This window comes from Sporosarcina aquimarina (assembly GCF_019748715.1).
Classification (GTDB): domain Bacteria; phylum Bacillota; class Bacilli; order Bacillales_A; family Planococcaceae; genus Sporosarcina; species Sporosarcina newyorkensis.
The window spans coordinates 39,585-57,656 of the sequence record NZ_JACLBZ010000035.1 but is presented as its reverse complement, the minus strand read 5'-3'; the positions used below and the strand labels follow the sequence as shown (position 1 = coordinate 57,656).

General features: G+C 42.4%; 16 protein-coding genes. 12 read left to right on the top strand and 4 right to left on the bottom strand.

Translation table 11 applies throughout. The annotated features are described in order from the left end of the window. The first annotated feature begins 47 nt into the window (after nucleotides 1-47). The 3 genes from H7J92_RS15945 (at nucleotide 48) to H7J92_RS15935 (ending at nucleotide 4,493) form a co-directional block, all read left to right on the top strand. Nucleotides 48-1,781 carry a class I adenylate-forming enzyme family protein gene (locus H7J92_RS15945; RefSeq protein ID WP_221837921.1) on the top strand — a complete coding sequence of 578 codons (1,734 nt, stop codon included), beginning with the start codon at nucleotides 48-50 and terminating at the stop codon, nucleotides 1,779-1,781. A 25-nt stretch (nucleotides 1,782-1,806) separates the two neighbouring features. Continuing rightward, a complete protein-coding gene (locus tag H7J92_RS15940) occupies nucleotides 1,807-3,006 on the top strand; it encodes an acetyl-CoA C-acyltransferase (RefSeq protein ID WP_217698587.1) in 1,200 nt (399 codons plus the stop codon). 77 nt (nucleotides 3,007-3,083) lie between these two features. After that, nucleotides 3,084-4,493 (top strand): sigma-54 interaction domain-containing protein, encoded by a 1,410-nt coding sequence (locus H7J92_RS15935; RefSeq protein WP_078817480.1) that lies wholly within the window; start codon nucleotides 3,084-3,086, stop codon nucleotides 4,491-4,493. 327 nt (nucleotides 4,494-4,820) lie between these two features. Here the strand turns inward: H7J92_RS15935 and H7J92_RS15930 are convergent, their stop codons facing one another. Continuing rightward, nucleotides 4,821-5,720 (bottom strand): RpnC/YadD family protein, encoded by a 900-nt coding sequence (locus tag H7J92_RS15930; RefSeq protein ID WP_139365974.1) that lies wholly within the window; start codon nucleotides 5,718-5,720, stop codon nucleotides 4,821-4,823. 266 nt (nucleotides 5,721-5,986) lie between these two features. Then, the gene (locus H7J92_RS15925; RefSeq protein WP_221837918.1) at nucleotides 5,987-6,337 is read right to left on the bottom strand and encodes a hypothetical protein; all 351 of its coding nucleotides are present in this window, start codon (nucleotides 6,335-6,337) and stop codon (nucleotides 5,987-5,989) included. Between the two features lie 159 nt (nucleotides 6,338-6,496). On the opposite strand from H7J92_RS15925, the gene H7J92_RS15920 reads away from it, so the two are divergent. From H7J92_RS15920 to H7J92_RS15885, 8 genes are all read left to right on the top strand, one after another. After that, nucleotides 6,497-7,267, top strand: coding sequence for a conserved phage C-terminal domain-containing protein (locus H7J92_RS15920; protein ID WP_221837916.1), 771 nt, complete (start codon nucleotides 6,497-6,499; stop codon nucleotides 7,265-7,267). Next, nucleotides 7,268-8,548 carry a replicative DNA helicase gene (locus H7J92_RS15915; protein WP_221837915.1) on the top strand — a complete coding sequence of 427 codons (1,281 nt, stop codon included), beginning with the start codon at nucleotides 7,268-7,270 and terminating at the stop codon, nucleotides 8,546-8,548. Beyond that, nucleotides 8,545-9,012 carry a hypothetical protein gene (locus tag H7J92_RS15910; protein ID WP_078817475.1) on the top strand — a complete coding sequence of 156 codons (468 nt, stop codon included), beginning with the start codon at nucleotides 8,545-8,547 and terminating at the stop codon, nucleotides 9,010-9,012. Before H7J92_RS15915 ends, H7J92_RS15910 begins: the two co-directional genes overlap by 4 nt. 1 nt (nucleotide 9,013) lies before the next feature. Beyond that, complete coding sequence (locus tag H7J92_RS15905; RefSeq protein ID WP_176132524.1) at nucleotides 9,014-9,178, top strand: hypothetical protein; 165 nt, start codon at nucleotides 9,014-9,016, stop codon at nucleotides 9,176-9,178. Nucleotides 9,179-9,271: 93 nt separating this feature from the next. Beyond that, nucleotides 9,272-11,092 (top strand): DUF262 domain-containing protein, encoded by a 1,821-nt coding sequence (locus H7J92_RS15900; protein ID WP_221837913.1) that lies wholly within the window; start codon nucleotides 9,272-9,274, stop codon nucleotides 11,090-11,092. Between the two features lie 30 nt (nucleotides 11,093-11,122). After that, entirely contained in the window at nucleotides 11,123-11,260 is a 138-nt protein-coding gene (locus tag H7J92_RS15895) for a hypothetical protein (RefSeq protein ID WP_221837911.1), read from the top strand. Nucleotides 11,261-11,344: 84 nt separating this feature from the next. Continuing rightward, on the top strand, nucleotides 11,345-11,752 hold the full coding sequence (locus tag H7J92_RS15890; RefSeq protein ID WP_221837937.1) for a (deoxy)nucleoside triphosphate pyrophosphohydrolase: 408 nt from the start codon (nucleotides 11,345-11,347) through the stop codon (nucleotides 11,750-11,752). A 22-nt stretch (nucleotides 11,753-11,774) separates the two neighbouring features. Next, entirely contained in the window at nucleotides 11,775-14,663 is a 2,889-nt protein-coding gene (locus tag H7J92_RS15885) for a DEAD/DEAH box helicase (RefSeq protein ID WP_221837908.1), read from the top strand. A 229-nt stretch (nucleotides 14,664-14,892) separates the two neighbouring features. On the opposite strand, the gene H7J92_RS15880 is transcribed toward H7J92_RS15885, so the two are convergent. Next, nucleotides 14,893-15,174: a hypothetical protein gene (locus H7J92_RS15880; RefSeq protein WP_221837905.1), complete on the bottom strand. Its 282-nt coding sequence runs from the start codon at nucleotides 15,172-15,174 to the stop codon at nucleotides 14,893-14,895. Nucleotides 15,175-15,218: 44 nt separating this feature from the next. Further along, nucleotides 15,219-15,533, bottom strand: a complete 315-nt coding sequence (locus tag H7J92_RS15875) for a hypothetical protein (RefSeq protein WP_078817470.1) — start codon at nucleotides 15,531-15,533, stop codon at nucleotides 15,219-15,221. Nucleotides 15,534-15,939: 406 nt separating this feature from the next. Here H7J92_RS15875 and H7J92_RS15870 point away from each other — a divergent pair, with 406 nt between their 5' ends. Then, the gene (locus H7J92_RS15870) at nucleotides 15,940-17,994 is read left to right on the top strand and encodes a bifunctional diguanylate cyclase/phosphodiesterase (RefSeq protein WP_221837902.1); all 2,055 of its coding nucleotides are present in this window, start codon (nucleotides 15,940-15,942) and stop codon (nucleotides 17,992-17,994) included. Nucleotides 17,995-18,072: the final 78 nt, after the last annotated feature.

Below are 18,072 nucleotides of genomic sequence, written 5' to 3'. Positions count from 1 at the left end.
ACCGTACAATGAATGCATCAAGCTTTTAAAAATGAGGGGGCGGGAATATGATATTGGCAGATCAAAAAAAGATTGATGAGTATACAGCAAAAGGATTTTGGGGAACGGAAACATTATATGAATTATTTTTGAGGAACGTCAAAAACAAACCGGAATCCCTAGCCGCAGCCGATCCATTAAATAGGGAAGCCATCTGCTCAGGAGTTCCGCAGCAGTACACGTATGAAGAATTGTTGGAACGAGTTGAAACCCTATCGATTTACTTGCTGAAGAACGGTATTCGAAAAGACGACATTATTGGAATTCAGCTGCCAAACACGGTTGAAATGCTCCTGACATATTTAGCAATCCTTCGAATCGGTGCCATCGCGACACCCTTTCCTGTTCAGTATAGGAAACATGAATACAGAACACTTTTAAATTTTACAGAAGCAAAAGCCATAATTACTATGACGAATATTTTAAAGCATCATGCCGCCCAGGACTTTGTAGAGGTAAAACCAGAAGTTTCTTCATTGGAACATATTTTTGCTTGGGGAGACAATGTGCCGGAAGGTGTAATCTCTTTAAATAATCTCAACATGTCTGAAAAAGATCGTCAAAAAGCAGAAGAAATCTGTACTGCTACAAAAAACACAGCGAATGATGTGTTTACAATTTGCTGGACATCCGGGACTGAAGGAACACCTAAAGGCGTCCCGCGTACACATAATGAGTGGATCATCTCTTCGTATGCGTCTGTCGATGCGGCAGCATTTACAGAAGAAGAGGTTTTACTGAATACATTCCCGATGGTTAACATGGCAGGGATTGCGGGTATGTTCGTCCCTTGGTTACTTACAAACTGCACTTTGATCATGCACCATCCTTTCGATCTTCCGACATTTTTGCGCCAAATTGCTTCAGCCCGTGCTACCTATACATTGGCCCCGCCGGCTTTGCTGAATGCAATGCTGAATAATGAAGGAATCCTAAAAAATGCAGACTTTTCATCGCTGCGGGCAATCGGATCCGGTTCTACTCCGCTATCTCCCTGGATGGTAAAAGGGTGGCAAGATAAATTTGATATCTCCATCATTAATTATTTCGGTTCAAATGAAGGGGCGACATTTATAAGTGATCCGCGTGATATTCCCGATCCGGAACAGCGTGCCAATTACTTTCCGCGTCTAGGAGTAAAAGGGCTGGAATGGACGACCAGAATTGCTCATTACTTCGAAAGCAAGCTGGTAGATGTGAAAACTGGATCCGTCATAACGGAAAGTGGTATACCTGGTGAAATGCGTATTAAAGGGGCCAGCGTATTTCCAGGCTATTGGGGACAAGAAGATGCCCAAAATGAATTTTTTGATGAAGAAGGTTACTTCCGCACAGGTGATCTATTTGAAATCATTGAAAAAGAAGGAGAGCAGAAATTTTATCGCTTTGTCGGCAGAACAAAGGAAATCATCATCCGTGGCGGTGTCAATATCAGCCCTGCAGAAGTAGAATATTTACTTCAAACACATCCCAAGGTGGCGGAAGTTTCGATTGTCGGTCTTCCTGATAAACGTATGGGTGAAAAAGCCTGCGCTTGTATCGTTTTAAAAGATCCTGGTAGTTTGCTGACAATAGAAGAAATAATACAGTACTTCAAAGATCATGATTATGCGATATATAAAATACCTGAATACGTGTACTTTCTCGACGAGCTGCCTCGTAATCCTGTCGGCAAAATACTGAAGTATCATTTGAAACAGCAGGTCCTAAATTCACCAGAAGACGTAAAATTAGAGGTATGACCGGTAAAAGGAGTGAGAAGGTATCATGGATGCATACATTTATGAAGCAATCCGCACACCCAGAGGAGCAGGTAAAGTATCCGGTTCTTTAGCATCTGTCCAGCCAATACAGCTTATTTCCGCTTTGTTACATGCACTGGAGGAACGACATTCATTCAATAAAGCGTTGATTGAGGATTTTGTTCTCGGATGTGTGACACAGGTAAAAGATCAAGGAGGGAATTTGGCCAAAATCGCTGCAATCTATGCAGGGCTCCCGGAAACAGTGAGTGGTGTAACAATTAACCGCTTTTGTGCATCAGGTTTAGATGCTGTCGGTTTAGCAGCCGCAAAAGTACAGGTGGGATTTGAAAATGTTGTGTTGGCAGGAGGTGTGGAGTCCGTTTCCCGGGTACCCATGTTTTCCGATAAAGGTGCATGGTATGCAGATCGGGAGGTCAGTAAAAAAACTGGATTCGTACAAATGGGTGTTTCCGCTGACGTTATCGCGGCGTTAGAAGGGTTTTCAAGAAGGGAATTGGACGAATATGCAGTGGAATCCCAAAAACGTGCAGCATATGCCAGAGACAACGGTTATTTAGCCTCGTCGATCATTCCGATTTATGATGAGAATCGTAATCTTTTACTCGACAAAGATGAATTAATTCGAGAAAACAGCACAGTAGAAAGTTTGGCTGCACTCACGCCTTCCTTCATTAAATATGGGGTAGGTGAAGCGGAGGATAAAATTTACGAGGCATTTCCTACTCTCGGGAAAATTGAGCATCTGCATCATCCGGGAAATTCTCCTTCGTTAGCGGATGGGGCGTCGTTAGTAGTCATCGGTAATAAACAATCTGCAAAGGCATTGAACGTGAAGCCGCGTGCAAAAATTCTTGGCATCGCAAATACTTCGGCTAGTCCGTATTTGCTGACAGGCGGTCAAGCAGCCTGCAAAAAAGTGCTTGATCAGACCAATTTGAATTTTAATGATATCGATTTAATTGAGTATAATGAGGCGTTTGCAGCGACGGTCTTAAAATTTATCCAAGATGAAAAAATCGATCCTTCAAAGGTAAATGTCAATGGCGGCGCTATCTCAATGGGCCATGCACTTGGGGGTACGGGTGGCATGTTGATTGCTACGATTTTAGACGAATTGGAAAGAACCGAAAAAAAACGTGGACTGGTTGCCATTAGCGGCGGCGGTGGTGTGGGGACGGCGCTTATCCTCGAACGTATATAAAATATAGAAAAGCAGAATATCTCTTCGGAGAATTCTGCTTTTCTGTTTTAATTATTAGACTTTTGAGATAATATAGAATGAAAGCTTTGATTCGAAAGCAACTCAATCGAATTAAATGGGGTGAAATGGTGGCAGACATTTATAAACAAGCATTTCAAAATAGCTTTGATGGTATATGTGTGTTTAATCCACAAGGCGAGGGCCTTGAAATTAATAAAGCTGCACAGCGCATCACTGGTTTTTCAGCAGAGGAGTTTATTGGAGAAACAGCCAAGCAAGCACTCCAAAAAGGATATATCTCAAAATCTATCACAGAGATCATAATTAAAACAAAAAAAACTGTCACCGAAGTGATTAGCGTACGTGGTGTCGAAATTTTAGCAACAGGAAATCCTGTAATGGATGAAAACGGTCATCTGAAATATATCATCTTAAATGTACGTGATATTTCTGAGTTGAACAATTTGAAACTAGATGTATTGCTTTCGATTGCGTTGCGCCGCAAAAATGAACAACTTACGAGTCCGCTACTCTCCAATTCTGCTGCTTTGATTCATACGGAAAATGTCATTGCCGCTAGCCCTAAAATGAAAAAAGTTATTCAATTGGCAGCCAGAGTGGCAAAAGTGGATTCTTCGATCCTGATTTTAGGGGATTCAGGTGTAGGCAAAGAAGTTGTGGTCAAATTCATTCATGAAAACAGCTCCAGAGCAAGCCATCCATTCATTAAAATCAATTGTTCGGCGATTCCCCGCGACTTACTGGAATCTGAGTTGTTTGGATACGAAAAAGGAGCTTTTACAGGTGCCAATCAGCAGGGGAAAGCCGGCCTTTTTGAAGTGGCAAACGGTGGCACATTGTTTTTGGATGAAATCGGTGATATGCCGATGGATTTACAAGTTAAGCTATTACGGGTTCTGCAAGAATTTGAAATTCGGCGTATAGGTGGAACAAAAGATATTAAAATTGATGTTCGCATTGTATCTGCCACAAATAAAAATCTTGAAGAACTCATTGAAAAAGAAGCATTTCGGGAAGATTTATACTATCGCCTAAATATTATCCCGATTCATATTGCGCCTTTGCGTGAACGCCCGGAAGATATACAGCAGCTAGCTCATTTATTTCTAAACCGCACAAATCGAAAATACGGGCTTGAACGACATTTTCAGCCGGGTTTGGTGGAATTGCTTCATCAATATGATTGGCCAGGAAATATTCGAGAAATGGAGAATATGATTGAGCGGCTTGTCGTCACGGCGGAACATGACGAAATCAGCTGGAGTAGCTTGCCTTTTATTGCCGATCATCCCAATCTAAGTGAACATTATTCTTTGAAAGCGACTTTAGAGGAAATTGAGAAAAAGATTATTTTGGAAAAACTACAGACATACCGAACTACGCGAAAATTGGCTCAGGTGCTGGGCATTAGCCAATCCGCAGTTGTGAAGAAAATAAAAAAGTATGGGATTTCATATGAAGATTGAATTTTTGGCGGGTCAACGTCTTAGTAATAATCTTGAATTTAATAGCCAATAGGAACTGATTGACTTATCGGACGGAGCATCGTTTCTAATGAATTTCCACGTGGACGCGGATGGTGTCCATTGCATCCTTAGTATGTTGTATTAGGCCAGGATACAATTGAAACAATCAGATTGACAACTGTTTGAAATAGATTTGCTTTGCTATAATAAAACCATTCTTTTATCTGCAATTGGCTTCAATTAAATAGTTAATTGGCGCGCGAAGCAATTAGTGAACGATTCCAAATTGAGTCAAAGTCGTTTCGCGCGCCATCGATACGCTGCACCCTACTGAAGCAGTTCATTACGGATTGCCAAAACCTCATCCTCAGAAAGCCCCGCCAAATCCGCAATTTCTTCAAGGGACAAATCCTTTTTCAACATATTTTGGACAAGACGCAAACGCTCTTCGATTCTGCCTTCCGTCTTACCTTCCACTCGTTCCATTTCAAAAGCATTTGCGATTGTGGGCGACGCGTTCTCCTTATTATAAAGTTCCATCAGCTTTTTCTCCTCTCCTAAGATGGGATACATAACTTCCGAAAGTTTTTGTTCCAGGTCCTTTGGCAATTTCAACAGGTAGTCAATGAAGTGAAACACGGCTTGAACTGCTGTACGCGGGTATTTCTCATTTCGAACGATTTCGCGCATAAGTTTCATTTTGAATTGGTAGCGCTGCAGCTCTTTGTCATTCGTTGAATGCAGGTACTTTGCGGCCAATACGACCTTACTGAACAGCTTGTCGGACTGCTGCAGTTCCTCAACGGGATAGTCGAGGAGTTTACGATTAGTATACGCATAATGCAGCGTCGTGCCAAAATATTGGTATCGGAAATCGACTGGGGCTTTGCTTTCGTGTGGAGATGTCATAATGGCGAGTGCAATGATCTTTTCGCGATAACGGTCATAGATCCGGTAGAAGTACTGAAACATGCGGGCAGAAAAGTCCGCATGATCGGTGCCTTGGACTTCCACATGGATGAGAATCCATTGTTCCCTACCTTCTTTCAATTGCACTTTCACAATCTGATCGGCTACCCCGCGACCTTTTTTCTTATCATTGACTAATTGAAAAAGCTCTTGCTGAAGAAAGTCAGGTGCTTTTGAAAAATCGATATGCGCATGCAGATTCGGTTCGAAAAACAGCAGGAAGTCTTCAAATAGATCACCGATCACTTTCTTCCACAAACCATCTTGATCAACAGCATACGTTGCAGAATGTTCCCTAATGTGTGTAATGCCGATATCTGCTCACCCCTCCAATATAAACCAACTATTCAGTTAATTGTAACACAACAAGAACATACGTTCAATAAAAAGACAAAACAAACCTGTGTGACAGGCCATCACAAAGACTCGCCTATGCCCGTTACCTTAAAAATACATTCGTTCTGCACGCAACGATTAAATTTGCAGCCGGAAGGACTCAGCCGTCCTCCCGGCTCCTTTTCGGCTTAATCTGCATCCACATCATTCCATGCTCCTGCCGGCAGAATCACATAGATATTGGCCCCGGGGCCTTGCGTTTCTGGTTCGATAAATGCTACCCGCCGGATCATCTCCAGTTTAATCAGCTTTCGGATTGTCCGCCGAATGGTGGAATTGGATACGTACAATTCGTCTTCCATCTGCTTTTGCGTCAATTGTGCCACCAAAAATGGACCGGAATGTGAATGGATCAATTCGAATACCGTCCGGTCCGTGCGGTTCGTCTTGTGCCGTTTCCCTTTCAGATGCCGGCGGACGGCCGAATCCAACTCCTGCCGACTCGTGAATGTAGTATGGCCTGCTAAATGATTCGCCAACTCATCACTCCTTTTGCCCTTTATATAGCCGGGGGACCAAAAAGGGATACACGGAGAACAATTCTGACCTCACCTGTATCCTTTTCGCGAAATGTCCCTATATAGCTTGCAGAAGGGCAATGAAGTCCTTTTCAAAAATTAACAGGGAGGAATGTCGCGATGAATTTACTGATCAACGAATCGCCATTATTGATCTTGCCATCGCTTGTAAAGCAAGTGGGTTTGAATGAAGCGGTCTTTCTGCAACAATTGCATTTCCGGTCACTTGTCTCACCCAATGTCTTTGAAGGTGAAAAGTGGGTGTATAAAACGTATGAGGACTGGGGGAAAGAGTTTGAATTCTGGTCGCGCACTACCATCCGGCGCATGATCGGCAACCTGGAGACGAAAGGTTATTTGATTTCCACCTCCAAACACAACAAGATAAAAGCCGACCAGACGAAATGGTACCGCGTCGATTATTCCACTATCGATTTTGTCGCTGTCCAAGACCCGAATCACAACCCGAAACAGGCAACTGCAACTGCCCATGACGAGCAGAAGGAGCTGCCCGAGTTGAGCAGACCAATAAGTAAAGAACTTAAGAACTCTAAAAAAGAGATTGTCGGGATTCACCACGACGAGATTGTGACGATCATTGAATACCTCAACCTGAAAACCGATAAAAAGTTCAAGACCAACGCATCAGCCACCAGAAGACTTCTCAATGCCCGAATGAATGAAGGCTATTCTGTGGATGACATCAAACGGGTAATCGACTTGAAAACAACACAATGGCTGCCGGACAGGAAATTCCGTAACTACTTGCGGCCTTCCACCTTGTTCAATTCAAGCAACTTTGAGAACTATATGAATGAAGGCGAGCCGGTGAAAAGCCAGGCACAGCCATTCAAGCCTTTCGAGCTGGATTTCACTAAGGGGGAGGAATAAATGAGTCATGTGTTAGCTGAGAAGAGTCTGCTTGGCAGCATGATGAAGGAGAACCACTTGATCTTGGACAGCGACTTTCAGGCAGAGTTTTTCGAGTCCTATATCCACCAGAGGATTTACAGCGCGATGCGGGAACTGGCCAGTGCGAATCGGGCGGCTGACTACATCACCCTCCTGACGATCCGGGAACCGGCGAGTCTCGGCGGAGCGAATTATCTGGTGGAACTCAAAAGCTTCGCCCATCCTGCCCGCTTCGATGAATACAAGGAAATCATCATCGGCAAATGGAAAGAAGCCGAGAAAACGAGACTGCTGCAGCTGGCGCAACAAGATAACTGGTCCCTTTCCGAAATCCAGCACTCATTCGATGCCCTGCAGGATGAGAACACGGCGGGTGTGGAGACTTCCTTGAGGAATGAGTTGGTCGCGCAATATGAACGGCCATTTAAGCCGATGGATGAAAATACCGGTACGGGAACAGGGCTTGCTGCTTTGGACCGGGTTCTGAACGGCTTTCAAGACAGTGAATTCATCATCGTGGCGGCCAGACCCTCGATGGGGAAAACAGATACTCTGAACCACTTCGCATTGAGTGCAGGCTGGGCAGGTCATCTGCCGATCATCTTTTCGCTCGAGATGAGCAGGAAGTCCATGATTGACCGATTAATTGCCGCAACGGCAGGCTATAGCAGATTACGTATGCGAGATCCTTACCGGCATTTCACCGATAAGCAAAAGGAAGATTGGAGCGTCGCCATGAGCAGGCTGGATGACTCGAACATCCATATCGACGACAGAAGCGCCTTGAAAGTAAGCCAAATTAAAGCTGCAGCAAGGAAAATCATCAAAGGGAACCCGGACAAACGCCCGATCATTTTCATCGACTATTTACAGATCATCCGGCCTGAAGGGAATCCAGTCAACCAAAACCAAATCATCGGCCAAATCAGTGCCGATCTGAAGAATATGGCCAAGGAATTCAACTGCCCCGTGGTCGTATTGTCGCAACTGTCGAGGGCAGTGGAACATCGCCCGGACAAGCGTCCGCTCATGAGTGATCTGCGGGACTCGGGGAACATCGAACAGGATGCCGATGTGGTGGCATTTCTCTATAGGGAAGACTATTACAAGAAAGAAACCATGCCGTCAGATGAACTAGAAATTGACGTCGTCAAGCACCGGAACGGTCCGACCGGCAGAATTTCCGTGAAGTACATTAAAGAGACGGGCAAGCTGAGTGACATCGAACGATCTGCCCGGCGAGGGAGCGGAACAGGATGAAAATCACAGTCGGGGAACTTTTTGAATTTGCAGTGGAAATGGACATGAGCCTCGTCGCGCATTCAATCTATTGGGCGCTGACAAACGGCAAAGTGGATGCAAACGACAACATGGAAAAACTAAAAAAGGTGCAATCCGACGAAGCGGAAATCCTCCGCTTGCACAAAACCAATCTATTGGGCACCGGACGCATCAAACTGTATGCCGTCAAAACCCAAACGAAAGACTGGTTCGCCTTCTACTTCGCCGAACAGGCAATGGACGTATTCCAGCTGCATCGGGAAAAATTCGGCGAGAACAACGTGGACCTCCTGCCCGCTGACCGCCTCCTGTGCGGAGTGATGGCTTCCGCCGAGACCGGAAAAGAAGAGTTCCTGTTCGAACGGAAGAAACGCATGGCCGAATTCCCCGCTTACGTCGGGCATGCGAGGGCGGGGGAGCTGGTGATGTTTCAGGTGGGGTGAAATGGATGGAAAGGCAGAGATTTTTGGTGATAGGATGGATGTAGATGAAAAATGCCTGGTCTTACATGACTCTGAAGGAATTCGGGGTTGTGTGGAGGCTGGGTGTTTTCAATTCCATCCTATTATTTTCGTGTTTCTTGGTGATTATGCTGTTTCATTCGGTTAGTAGTTAAGGTCTTATTATTTTGAATTCTTTTGGCATTGAAACTGCATATACGTGTTATTCTTGAAGTAATAAGTAAATAAAGAGGGGATAATAATGAGTAGCACGTTTAAATCAAATGACACAGCAATAGCGGATATTTTAAAAAACATAGAGCATGGACAAATTCAGTTACCAGATTTCCAACGCGGATGGGTGTGGGATAACCATCGCATAAAGGCATTAATTGCAAGTGTTTCAAATGCATATCCTGTGGGGGCCCTGATGTTTTTGGAGTTCAGTAATAATAGCGAGATACGTTTTAAATATCGTCCTTTCACTGGAGCAACTGCAATAAATAGTCCGGAAACTTTAGTGTTGGATGGGCAGCAACGGATGACATCTATTTTTAATTCGCTGTATTCCAGAAAACCGGTGCAGACGCGTACTGAGAAAAATAAAGAGGTCTACCGTTATTACTATTTGGATATCGAAAAGAGCCTGAATAGTACAACTGATCGGGTAGAGGCAGTCATCTCGGTTCCTGAAAACAAGATAATCCATACCAATTTCGGCAGGGATATTGAATTAGACCTAAGTACGCGCGATAGGGAATTCGTCAATAAAATGTTTCCTTTAAATATTGTCTATGATTCGATTGAATGCATGATGTGGATGAGTGAGTACCAGAAATTCCACGCCTATGATCCAATCGTGTTTCAACAATACGTGGAATTCAATAAAGAAGTAATCGTCCCAATCCAAACGTATAAAGTGCCTGTAATTACATTGGGGAAAAACACCCCTAAAGACGCGGTATGCCAAGTTTTCGAAAATGTAAATACGGGTGGAGTTTCACTGACAGTATTTGAACTGGTGACAGCGACGTTCGCTGCAGATAATTTTGAACTCCGCAAAGACTGGGAAAAACGAAAGGAAAAGATGGTCGATGCGTCTGCCTTATCCTTTGCGAATCGAGACCAAGCCCTGTTGAAAATAGTTTCATCATCTGACTTTTTGACGGCCATTACATTATTGGAACGTTATTATGTAAAGAAAAATGGTGGGGAAGCAATCAGTTGTAAAAAACGAGATGTTTTGAAACTGACGTTGGATATCTATGTGAAACATGCCGACGAGCTATTGGAGGGTTTTATTCAGGCTGCTAAATTCATGAAGGAACAACGTATTTTTACTGCGCGAGACTTGCCGTACAGCACTCAGTTGATTCCATTGTCAGTCATGTTTACCATCTTGAAGGGTAAGGCACATGATAGCGCAGTAAAACAGAAGATCTCCAGTTGGTATTGGTGTGGGGTATTTGGTGAAATGTATGGCGGTGCAAATGAAACTCGGTTTGCTACGGATGTTTCGGGAATGATGGATTGGATCGCGGGAGGAAAAGAGCCTGATACTATTCAACGCGCCTATTTCCAACCAACGAGATTACTATCTTTGCAATCCCGTTTAAGTGCAGCCTACAAAGGCATCATGGCATTGATTCTCAAAGAGGGGTGTTTGGATTTTATCACGGGCAGTGCAATGGACTTCACAAAATTTTTGGATGAAGGAACGGATATCCATCACATCTTCCCTCGGAAAATCTGCGAAGAGCATGGGTTGGAAAAAAGGAAATGGAACTCTATCGTGAACAAAACTCCTTTATTTGCGAAGACGAATCGTAGCATAGGAGGATCCGCACCAAGTAAGTATATAGGGAAGATCATAAAGGAGAAACAGGCGACGGAAACAGATCTGAACAATTATCTGGTATCACATTTAATGAGTGTCGAAGATCTGAAGAAAGACGATTTTGATGAATTTTTTATAAAGAGGGCGAAGTCACTGCTCGATTTAATTAGCAATGCAATGGGCAAACCGATTTCCAATTTGGATGGCGAAGATGTCGTGAAGGGGTTTGGTGTGACGCTAGATTGAAATAACCCTGATTAACATAGAGGTGGAAGGTTGCAAGAAGAAAATGTGTTTGTTAAAACATTCATGATCCATTCAACAAACATAAATGTAGGAAATTTCATGTTTGTTATGGGCGCAGCGGTTAATCTGAAGCAAGTGATTATACGGGAAAATGAATTGGCAATTTGAAATATTGGGATGGATGTTTGATAATATTGCATACAGACAATTTCGAACAAGATTTAATACGATTAGAAGGAATAGGTGAGAATCATTAAAAAGAAGGTACATGTTGTAGGAGCAATTATTGAAAATGAACAAAACGAAATTCTTTGTGCACTACGAGGACCGGAAATGACATTACCAAACTACTGGGAATTTCCGGGAGGCAAAATAGAGTCAGGTGAATCAAAGGAAGAAGCACTAAAGCGAGAAATACAAGAAGAGTTGGGTTGTGGGATTGAAGTTTTTGAGCATATAGAAGATACCACATATGAATACGAAAAAGTCATAGTAAGATTAGAGACGTTTATGGCAAAAGTTGTTTCTGGATCACCCGTAGCCTCCGAACACGCAAAGCTAAAGTGGATGACTAGACAAGAATTGCCATCACTTAACTGGGCGCCAGCAGATATTCCTGCGATTGAAAAGTTATCAAATTGTAATCTGGATAAATATTAGTGAAAAGTGACGTGATGTTCATATGGAAGACTTTATTCGTAACTTAACAACATCATTACATAAGGGATTTATAGATAAAGGTCAGAGTAATTTTGGACGCTTTAAACCAGAACTTCTCATTAACAATGAAAAGAAAAATAATTATGTATTAAACACAATACAAGAGGAACTTGCAAGTAGTGAGGATTTCCTTTTTTCAGTTGCATTTATAACGGAGAGTGGACTAGCTACACTAAAGTCCTTGTTTTTCGATCTTGAAAAAAAGGGTGTTACTGGAAGGATATTGACCTCCACTTATTTATATTTTAATCAACCTAAAGTATTTAAAGAACTTATGAAATTAACGAATATAGAAGTACGCTTAACCACTTTAAAAGGATTCCATTCGAAAGGATACATATTTAAACATAGGACTCATTATTCATTGATTGTAGGAAGTTCTAATTTAACTGCGCATGCACTAAAGGTAAATTACGAGTGGAATGTGAAATTAACATCTCATGAAAATGGCGATATTGTTCATCATTTTAAAAATCAATTTGAGGAAGTGTGGGCTGGCTCGGAATTACTCACTGAAAAATGGATTGAAAGTTATGAAGCAAAGTACAATGAGAATGCGGATAAAACGATAGCTGGGCAAGTAATTGACATGCCAGAGCAGTATACGACTAACGCAATCGAAGAGTCTTTAAAAATAATCCCGAACACTATGCAACAAGCAGCATTGTTACAAATTCAGGTGGTTCGTGATGAAGGAAAAGATAAGGGTCTTGTTATTTCTGCAACAGGCACGGGGAAAACCTACTTATCAGCATTTGACGTAAGGAACTTTGCACCTAAGCACATGCTGTTTATTGTTCACCGAGAACAAATTTTAAACAAGGCGAAAAATGACTTTCAGAGAATTCTTGGGGGGATCAGTGAGGACTTTGGATTGTATGTAGGTGAAAGTAAACAAGTAGACAAAAAATACCTATTTGCTAGTATCCAAACCCTTTCAAAGCCAGAGAACCTTAGCCAATTCGATCCGGCAGATTTTGACTATATATTGATAGATGAAGTACATAAGGCAGGCGCAGCATCTTATCAAAGAGTCATTGATTATTTTAAACCAAAATTCCTAATGGGAATGACAGCGACCCCGGAACGGACAGACGACTTTAATATATATGAACTGTTCGATTACAATATTGCATATGAAATTCGATTACAGGAAGCCCTTGAAGAAGATATGCTTTGCCCATTTCACTACTTTGGCGTAACGGACTTTGAACATAATGGAGAGGAAATTGATGACGCAACACTATTATCCAAGCTCGTTACAGAAGAAAGGGTCAATCATATCCTAGAGAAAATAAATTACTATGGATTTTCTGGTGAGAGTGTTAAAGGGTTAATGTTCTGCAGTCGAAAAAATGAAGCAGTACAGTTATCGCAAGCGTTGAATGAAAAGGGATTACGAACTGTGGCTTTGTTGGGGGACCATTCTCCAGAGGAAAGAGAACACCAAATTAGTCTATTGGAAAATGGTTTTCTTGATTATATTTTGACCGTAGATATTTTTAATGAAGGAATCGATATTCCCTGCATCAATCAGGTCGTCATGCTGAGACAAACGCAGTCGAGTATTATCTTTATCCAACAGCTTGGAAGAGGGCTGCGCAAACATGAGTCAAAGAGTTATGTCACAATCATTGATTTTATCGGCAATTATAAAAACAACTATCTCATTCCTGTGGCTTTGTCAGGCGATCAGTCCCTGAATAAAGATAATATACGCCGATATACAAAAGATACGAGCTATATAAAGGGTGTTTCAACGATTAATTTTGAAGAAATCGCCAAGAAAAAAATCTTTAGTTCCATCAATCAAAGCAACCTAACAGCATTAAAGATTTTGAGAGACGCCTATAAGGATTTGAAAAAGAGGATTGGTAGAATCCCATACTTATATGATTTTGTCGTTAATCACTCCATTGATCCGACCGTCATTGCAGATAAGTATGTGAACTACTACCAGTTTTTACTGAAAATGAATGAAGAAGTTCCGGCAATAAGTATATATGAAGATAAAGTACTGACAATGTTTTCAGTGGAAGTATTGAATGGGAAGCGTAAGCATGAAATTATTTTGGTTGAAATGTTGTTAAAAAAGGGTGTACTTTCGCATCAAGATTATCTGGCTCAGTTAGAAGCCAATGGTTGTCGGAAAGATGAGGCAACCCTTAATTCAGTAAATCGAATTTTAGATCTGTCGTTTTTTACACAGAGTTATAAAAAGAAATATGGGGACATGCCAATTGTGGAATTGAATGGAGAGGGCGACTATCAGCTCAATTCATCTATACGAGAAAGTTTGGCGAACAATCCATATTTCACAAAACTGATTAAAGATGTCATAGACAGCGCAAATAGGAAAGCGGAAAAGTATCAATGTGACCAGCCACTTACGTTATACGAAAAATATACAAGAAAAGACGCATGTAAATTGTTGAATTGGAGTAAAGATGAAAGCTCAACAGTTTATGGTTATAGGTCAAAGTACGGCTCATGTCCTATTTTTGTTACATATGAAAAAGAGGAAACTGTTGAATCAAGTATAAATTATGGGGATGAATTTATAAATCCAGCTCTTTTTAAATGGTACTCTAAAAATAATAGGAAGCTTCAATCCAAAGAAGTTCAAGAAATTATATACTCAGATGACAATGATCTTGATATCCATATTTTTATACAGAAAAGCAAGAAAGAAACGGACTTTTATTATCTAGGAAGAGGATTTCCCGACAAGTTGTCAGTTGAAGAAGACAAGATGGTCGATAAAAATGGGAAGGCCCTTCCTGTTGTGCATATGAACATGGTGATGGAGCATGCCGTAGAGGGGAAGTTGTATCATTATTTGATGGAGTAGTAAAAAAGAAGGTTTTATTTATAGTACGTTGAACCGTATCATAAGTAAATGAAGTTTTTTCTTTTATCAATTAAACGGCACAATTAGATATCTGCTAGTTGTGCCGTATTTAATATCTAATAACAATTGGTACGGTATAATGTAAGTCCTCATGCATTCTTAATATGTTGTTTTAGTATTCCTCTCAAAATACCAATGCAACTGATACTGACAAATCTCTTGCATCCAACTAAATAAAATTCCCCAACCTCAAAAGTAATCTTCCCCTTCGAAGAACCCTCCACTTCGTCATCGGCATCTCCGCAATCAATCTCGCAACTTTCATCTCATCATACACATGTAACGACTTCCCGCGCTGATCCGCCAAATCCGCATCTCTCCCATAAGGCTTCTCCATTAAATACGCATGAAAAAACAGGGCTGCTTCCATAGCCGTCACAGACTTATACCATTCACCAGGGCTCCTCAAAAACATATACTTCAGCACGACCGTCTTATAGTTCTTATGCATGAGCGTCCGATTCACTTCAATCAATCAATCAATCAATCAATCAATCAATCCTTATACCGATCAAGCACTTCCTGTTTCAATGCATCTAATTCGTCGGCATGCGGGTAGGTCTTGAATTTCTGCTGGATGGCTCTCGAATCCTCTGTCGCCTTCAAATGAAATTCCAAATACGTCGGTCGATAACCCAGCTCCACTTTCAATCCGAAATAAGCATCCGCCAGCCGCTGCTGGATCGGTTCATTCTGCTTCATCGCTTCCAGCAAATCAATCACTGCTGTCTCGGTCTGAATTAATTCCAGAAAATAGGCCAGTTCCTCGATTGGATCTTTTGCATTGTAGGTATCTTCATACTCTGCCACCCCTCGTGCATCTTACGGTTCACTTCTGTTATATAAGGATCAACTTTCAATATATATGTCTTGCACGTCTTACCATCCTGTTCGATGATCTGTGGAATCAGATCACGCACCAATTTATTATAGACCGGCATTTTATCTTCTCCTATTCTTTCACTATTCCCTATGTTCTACCATAGCGAAAGAGAAGGATGTCATGCTTAGACAGCTTTCGTCCACCATAAGATTCATTATTCTATTCGTTTTGCGGTTTTTCAACACAAACCCCTCTAAAAGTCGTTGACTAGAATAGGAATATAGTAAATAATAAATACTAACTAGATTTATAGACATTATACGAGAATGAGCATTTAGAATCACCAAGAAGTGAAATTTCCCCTTTTGTCATAGGCTAAGGAGGCGAGGCAATATGTTTACTCCACCAGACTACCAACAATATGTTGAAATCCCGAGCACCTATTCAATCGGTATACTTTTATTGTCTCTACTTGTCATAGGCTTCACATCCTACACCACGTTGTCGCTTTATGACCGGATGCAGAAACCGAGCTTCTTTAAGCGAGAAATCTGGCTTGTCCTGGCTTCGTTGGCCATGGGTTTCGGGATTTGGGCAACTCATTTTGTATCGATGAACTCCTTATCGCTCCCGCTGGATATGCATGTCAATTACATGACCAGTTTTCTATCCATGTTGCCGGCCATCATTGCTTCTTTCCTGGCATTCCAACTTATTCAAGGCCCCATGAAACCTAATTGGAAATATACGATTGCGGCTGTGCTGTTCGCAGAAGGCATGACGGCCATGCATGTGCTGGGTATGCAATCAATGGAAGTCGAGGCTGTGGTCCAACATGACTGGCAACTGCTTCTGGTGGCGAACGTGATTGTCGGCCTGTTTTCTTACATCACCTTCCGGCTCATCGGTAATCCGAAAAACACGACTGCTGGAAAATGGATTGCCATACTATGTTTGACGTTGGCACCAGCCGCCATGCATTATTTAGGTTTGCTCGGGACTCGCTATTATATAAAAAACGGGCAGCCATTCATGGATCAAGCAGTCAATCATATGCTTTTATTGAATTCGGTTATTGGCGTGGGTGTCGGTGTATTGCTGGTCGTCATGTTATTGACAACCTATATTGACGGCTATTTGGACTATTGGCTGAAGTATTTTGATGTATTGACGAAGCTGCCCAATCGACGGAATTGGGAACGTGAACTGACGGATGATGTAGCGGCAGGAGATGTGGCGGTCTGGAATTTCCCTGATTTGCAGCGTGTCAATCAGTTATATAGTTATGAGGCTGGCGACAAGATCTTGCAGCAAATCGGCGAACTATTGTCGAAATGGAAGCCAAAGTTCGCGCAATTATATCGGGTAAGTGGAAATCGATATTTATTCTGCGTCAATCAATCCGGACGTTCGGCGGATTTCTATAAAAATCTGGTCATTCTTCAACGAGAGATTGACCAATTGCTGCCGATCAAACGACAGGAGATGCGCTATACGTGTGCATTAGCGAAAGCGGATCAGCGGAAAACGAAAAAGCAATTGTACCAAGAAGCGCTGATGGTCGTCGATCAAGCGACTCTTTCTCGTGAGTGGGGCTTGGTTACGTTTGACCCGGCTATTTATGGAACGTCCTATGAGCAAGAAGTGTTGCGGGATATTTCGAAAGCGATGGAGGAAGAGCATCTTCATCTTGTGTATCAGCCGAAAGTGAAGGGCGCCACTACTGAATTTGTCGGAGTAGAAGCTCTGCTGCGATGGGATCACCCTGAACTCGGACCGATATCGCCCGCTGTATTCGTACCATTTTTAGAATCAGATGGACGGATGGGGGAAGTGACCGACTGGATCATCCATAAAGTTTGCAGGCAGATTCACGACTGGGACGCGCAAGGTGTGCATATTCCACAAGTCGCCATCAATATTCCGGGCGAATACGTAACGGAGCCGCATTTATTGGACGTGTTATGGAAAGAGACGGACGCATTCCGTATCGAGCCAAGCCGGATTGAGCTGGAAATCACGGAGACGAGTACGGCGAAATCGATCACGCTTGCCATGACCGCATTGAAGAGGTTTAAGCGCTATGGTTTCGCGGTAGCGCTGGATGATTTCGGTACGGGTGTCTCCTCGCTGTCCTATCTGCAGCAATTGCCGATCACGACATTGAAAATCGATAAGTCGTTCACGGATGTAGTTCCTGCGTCGCCAAAAGAATGCGCCGTGCTCAATGCCATCCTGAACATCGGGCAATCCATGGATCTGAAAATCGTCATCGAGGGAGTAGAAACCTTAGAGCAAGTGGAGTTCTTGCTTGATCTTCAGCCGGACTTGATTTTCCAAGGGTATTACTTCGCGAGACCGATGGCTGTCGACCAGTTGGTGAAGTGGGTTGATAAATCGGATGAGCGCCAACGAGTAATGCAACTCGGTAAGCAGCCTTCAAAATAAAAGGGGCTACTATATTTCTTCGTATTGTCATAGATTGATAGGTGATCCATATGGTATAGTAGTCCTATGGCACCAAAA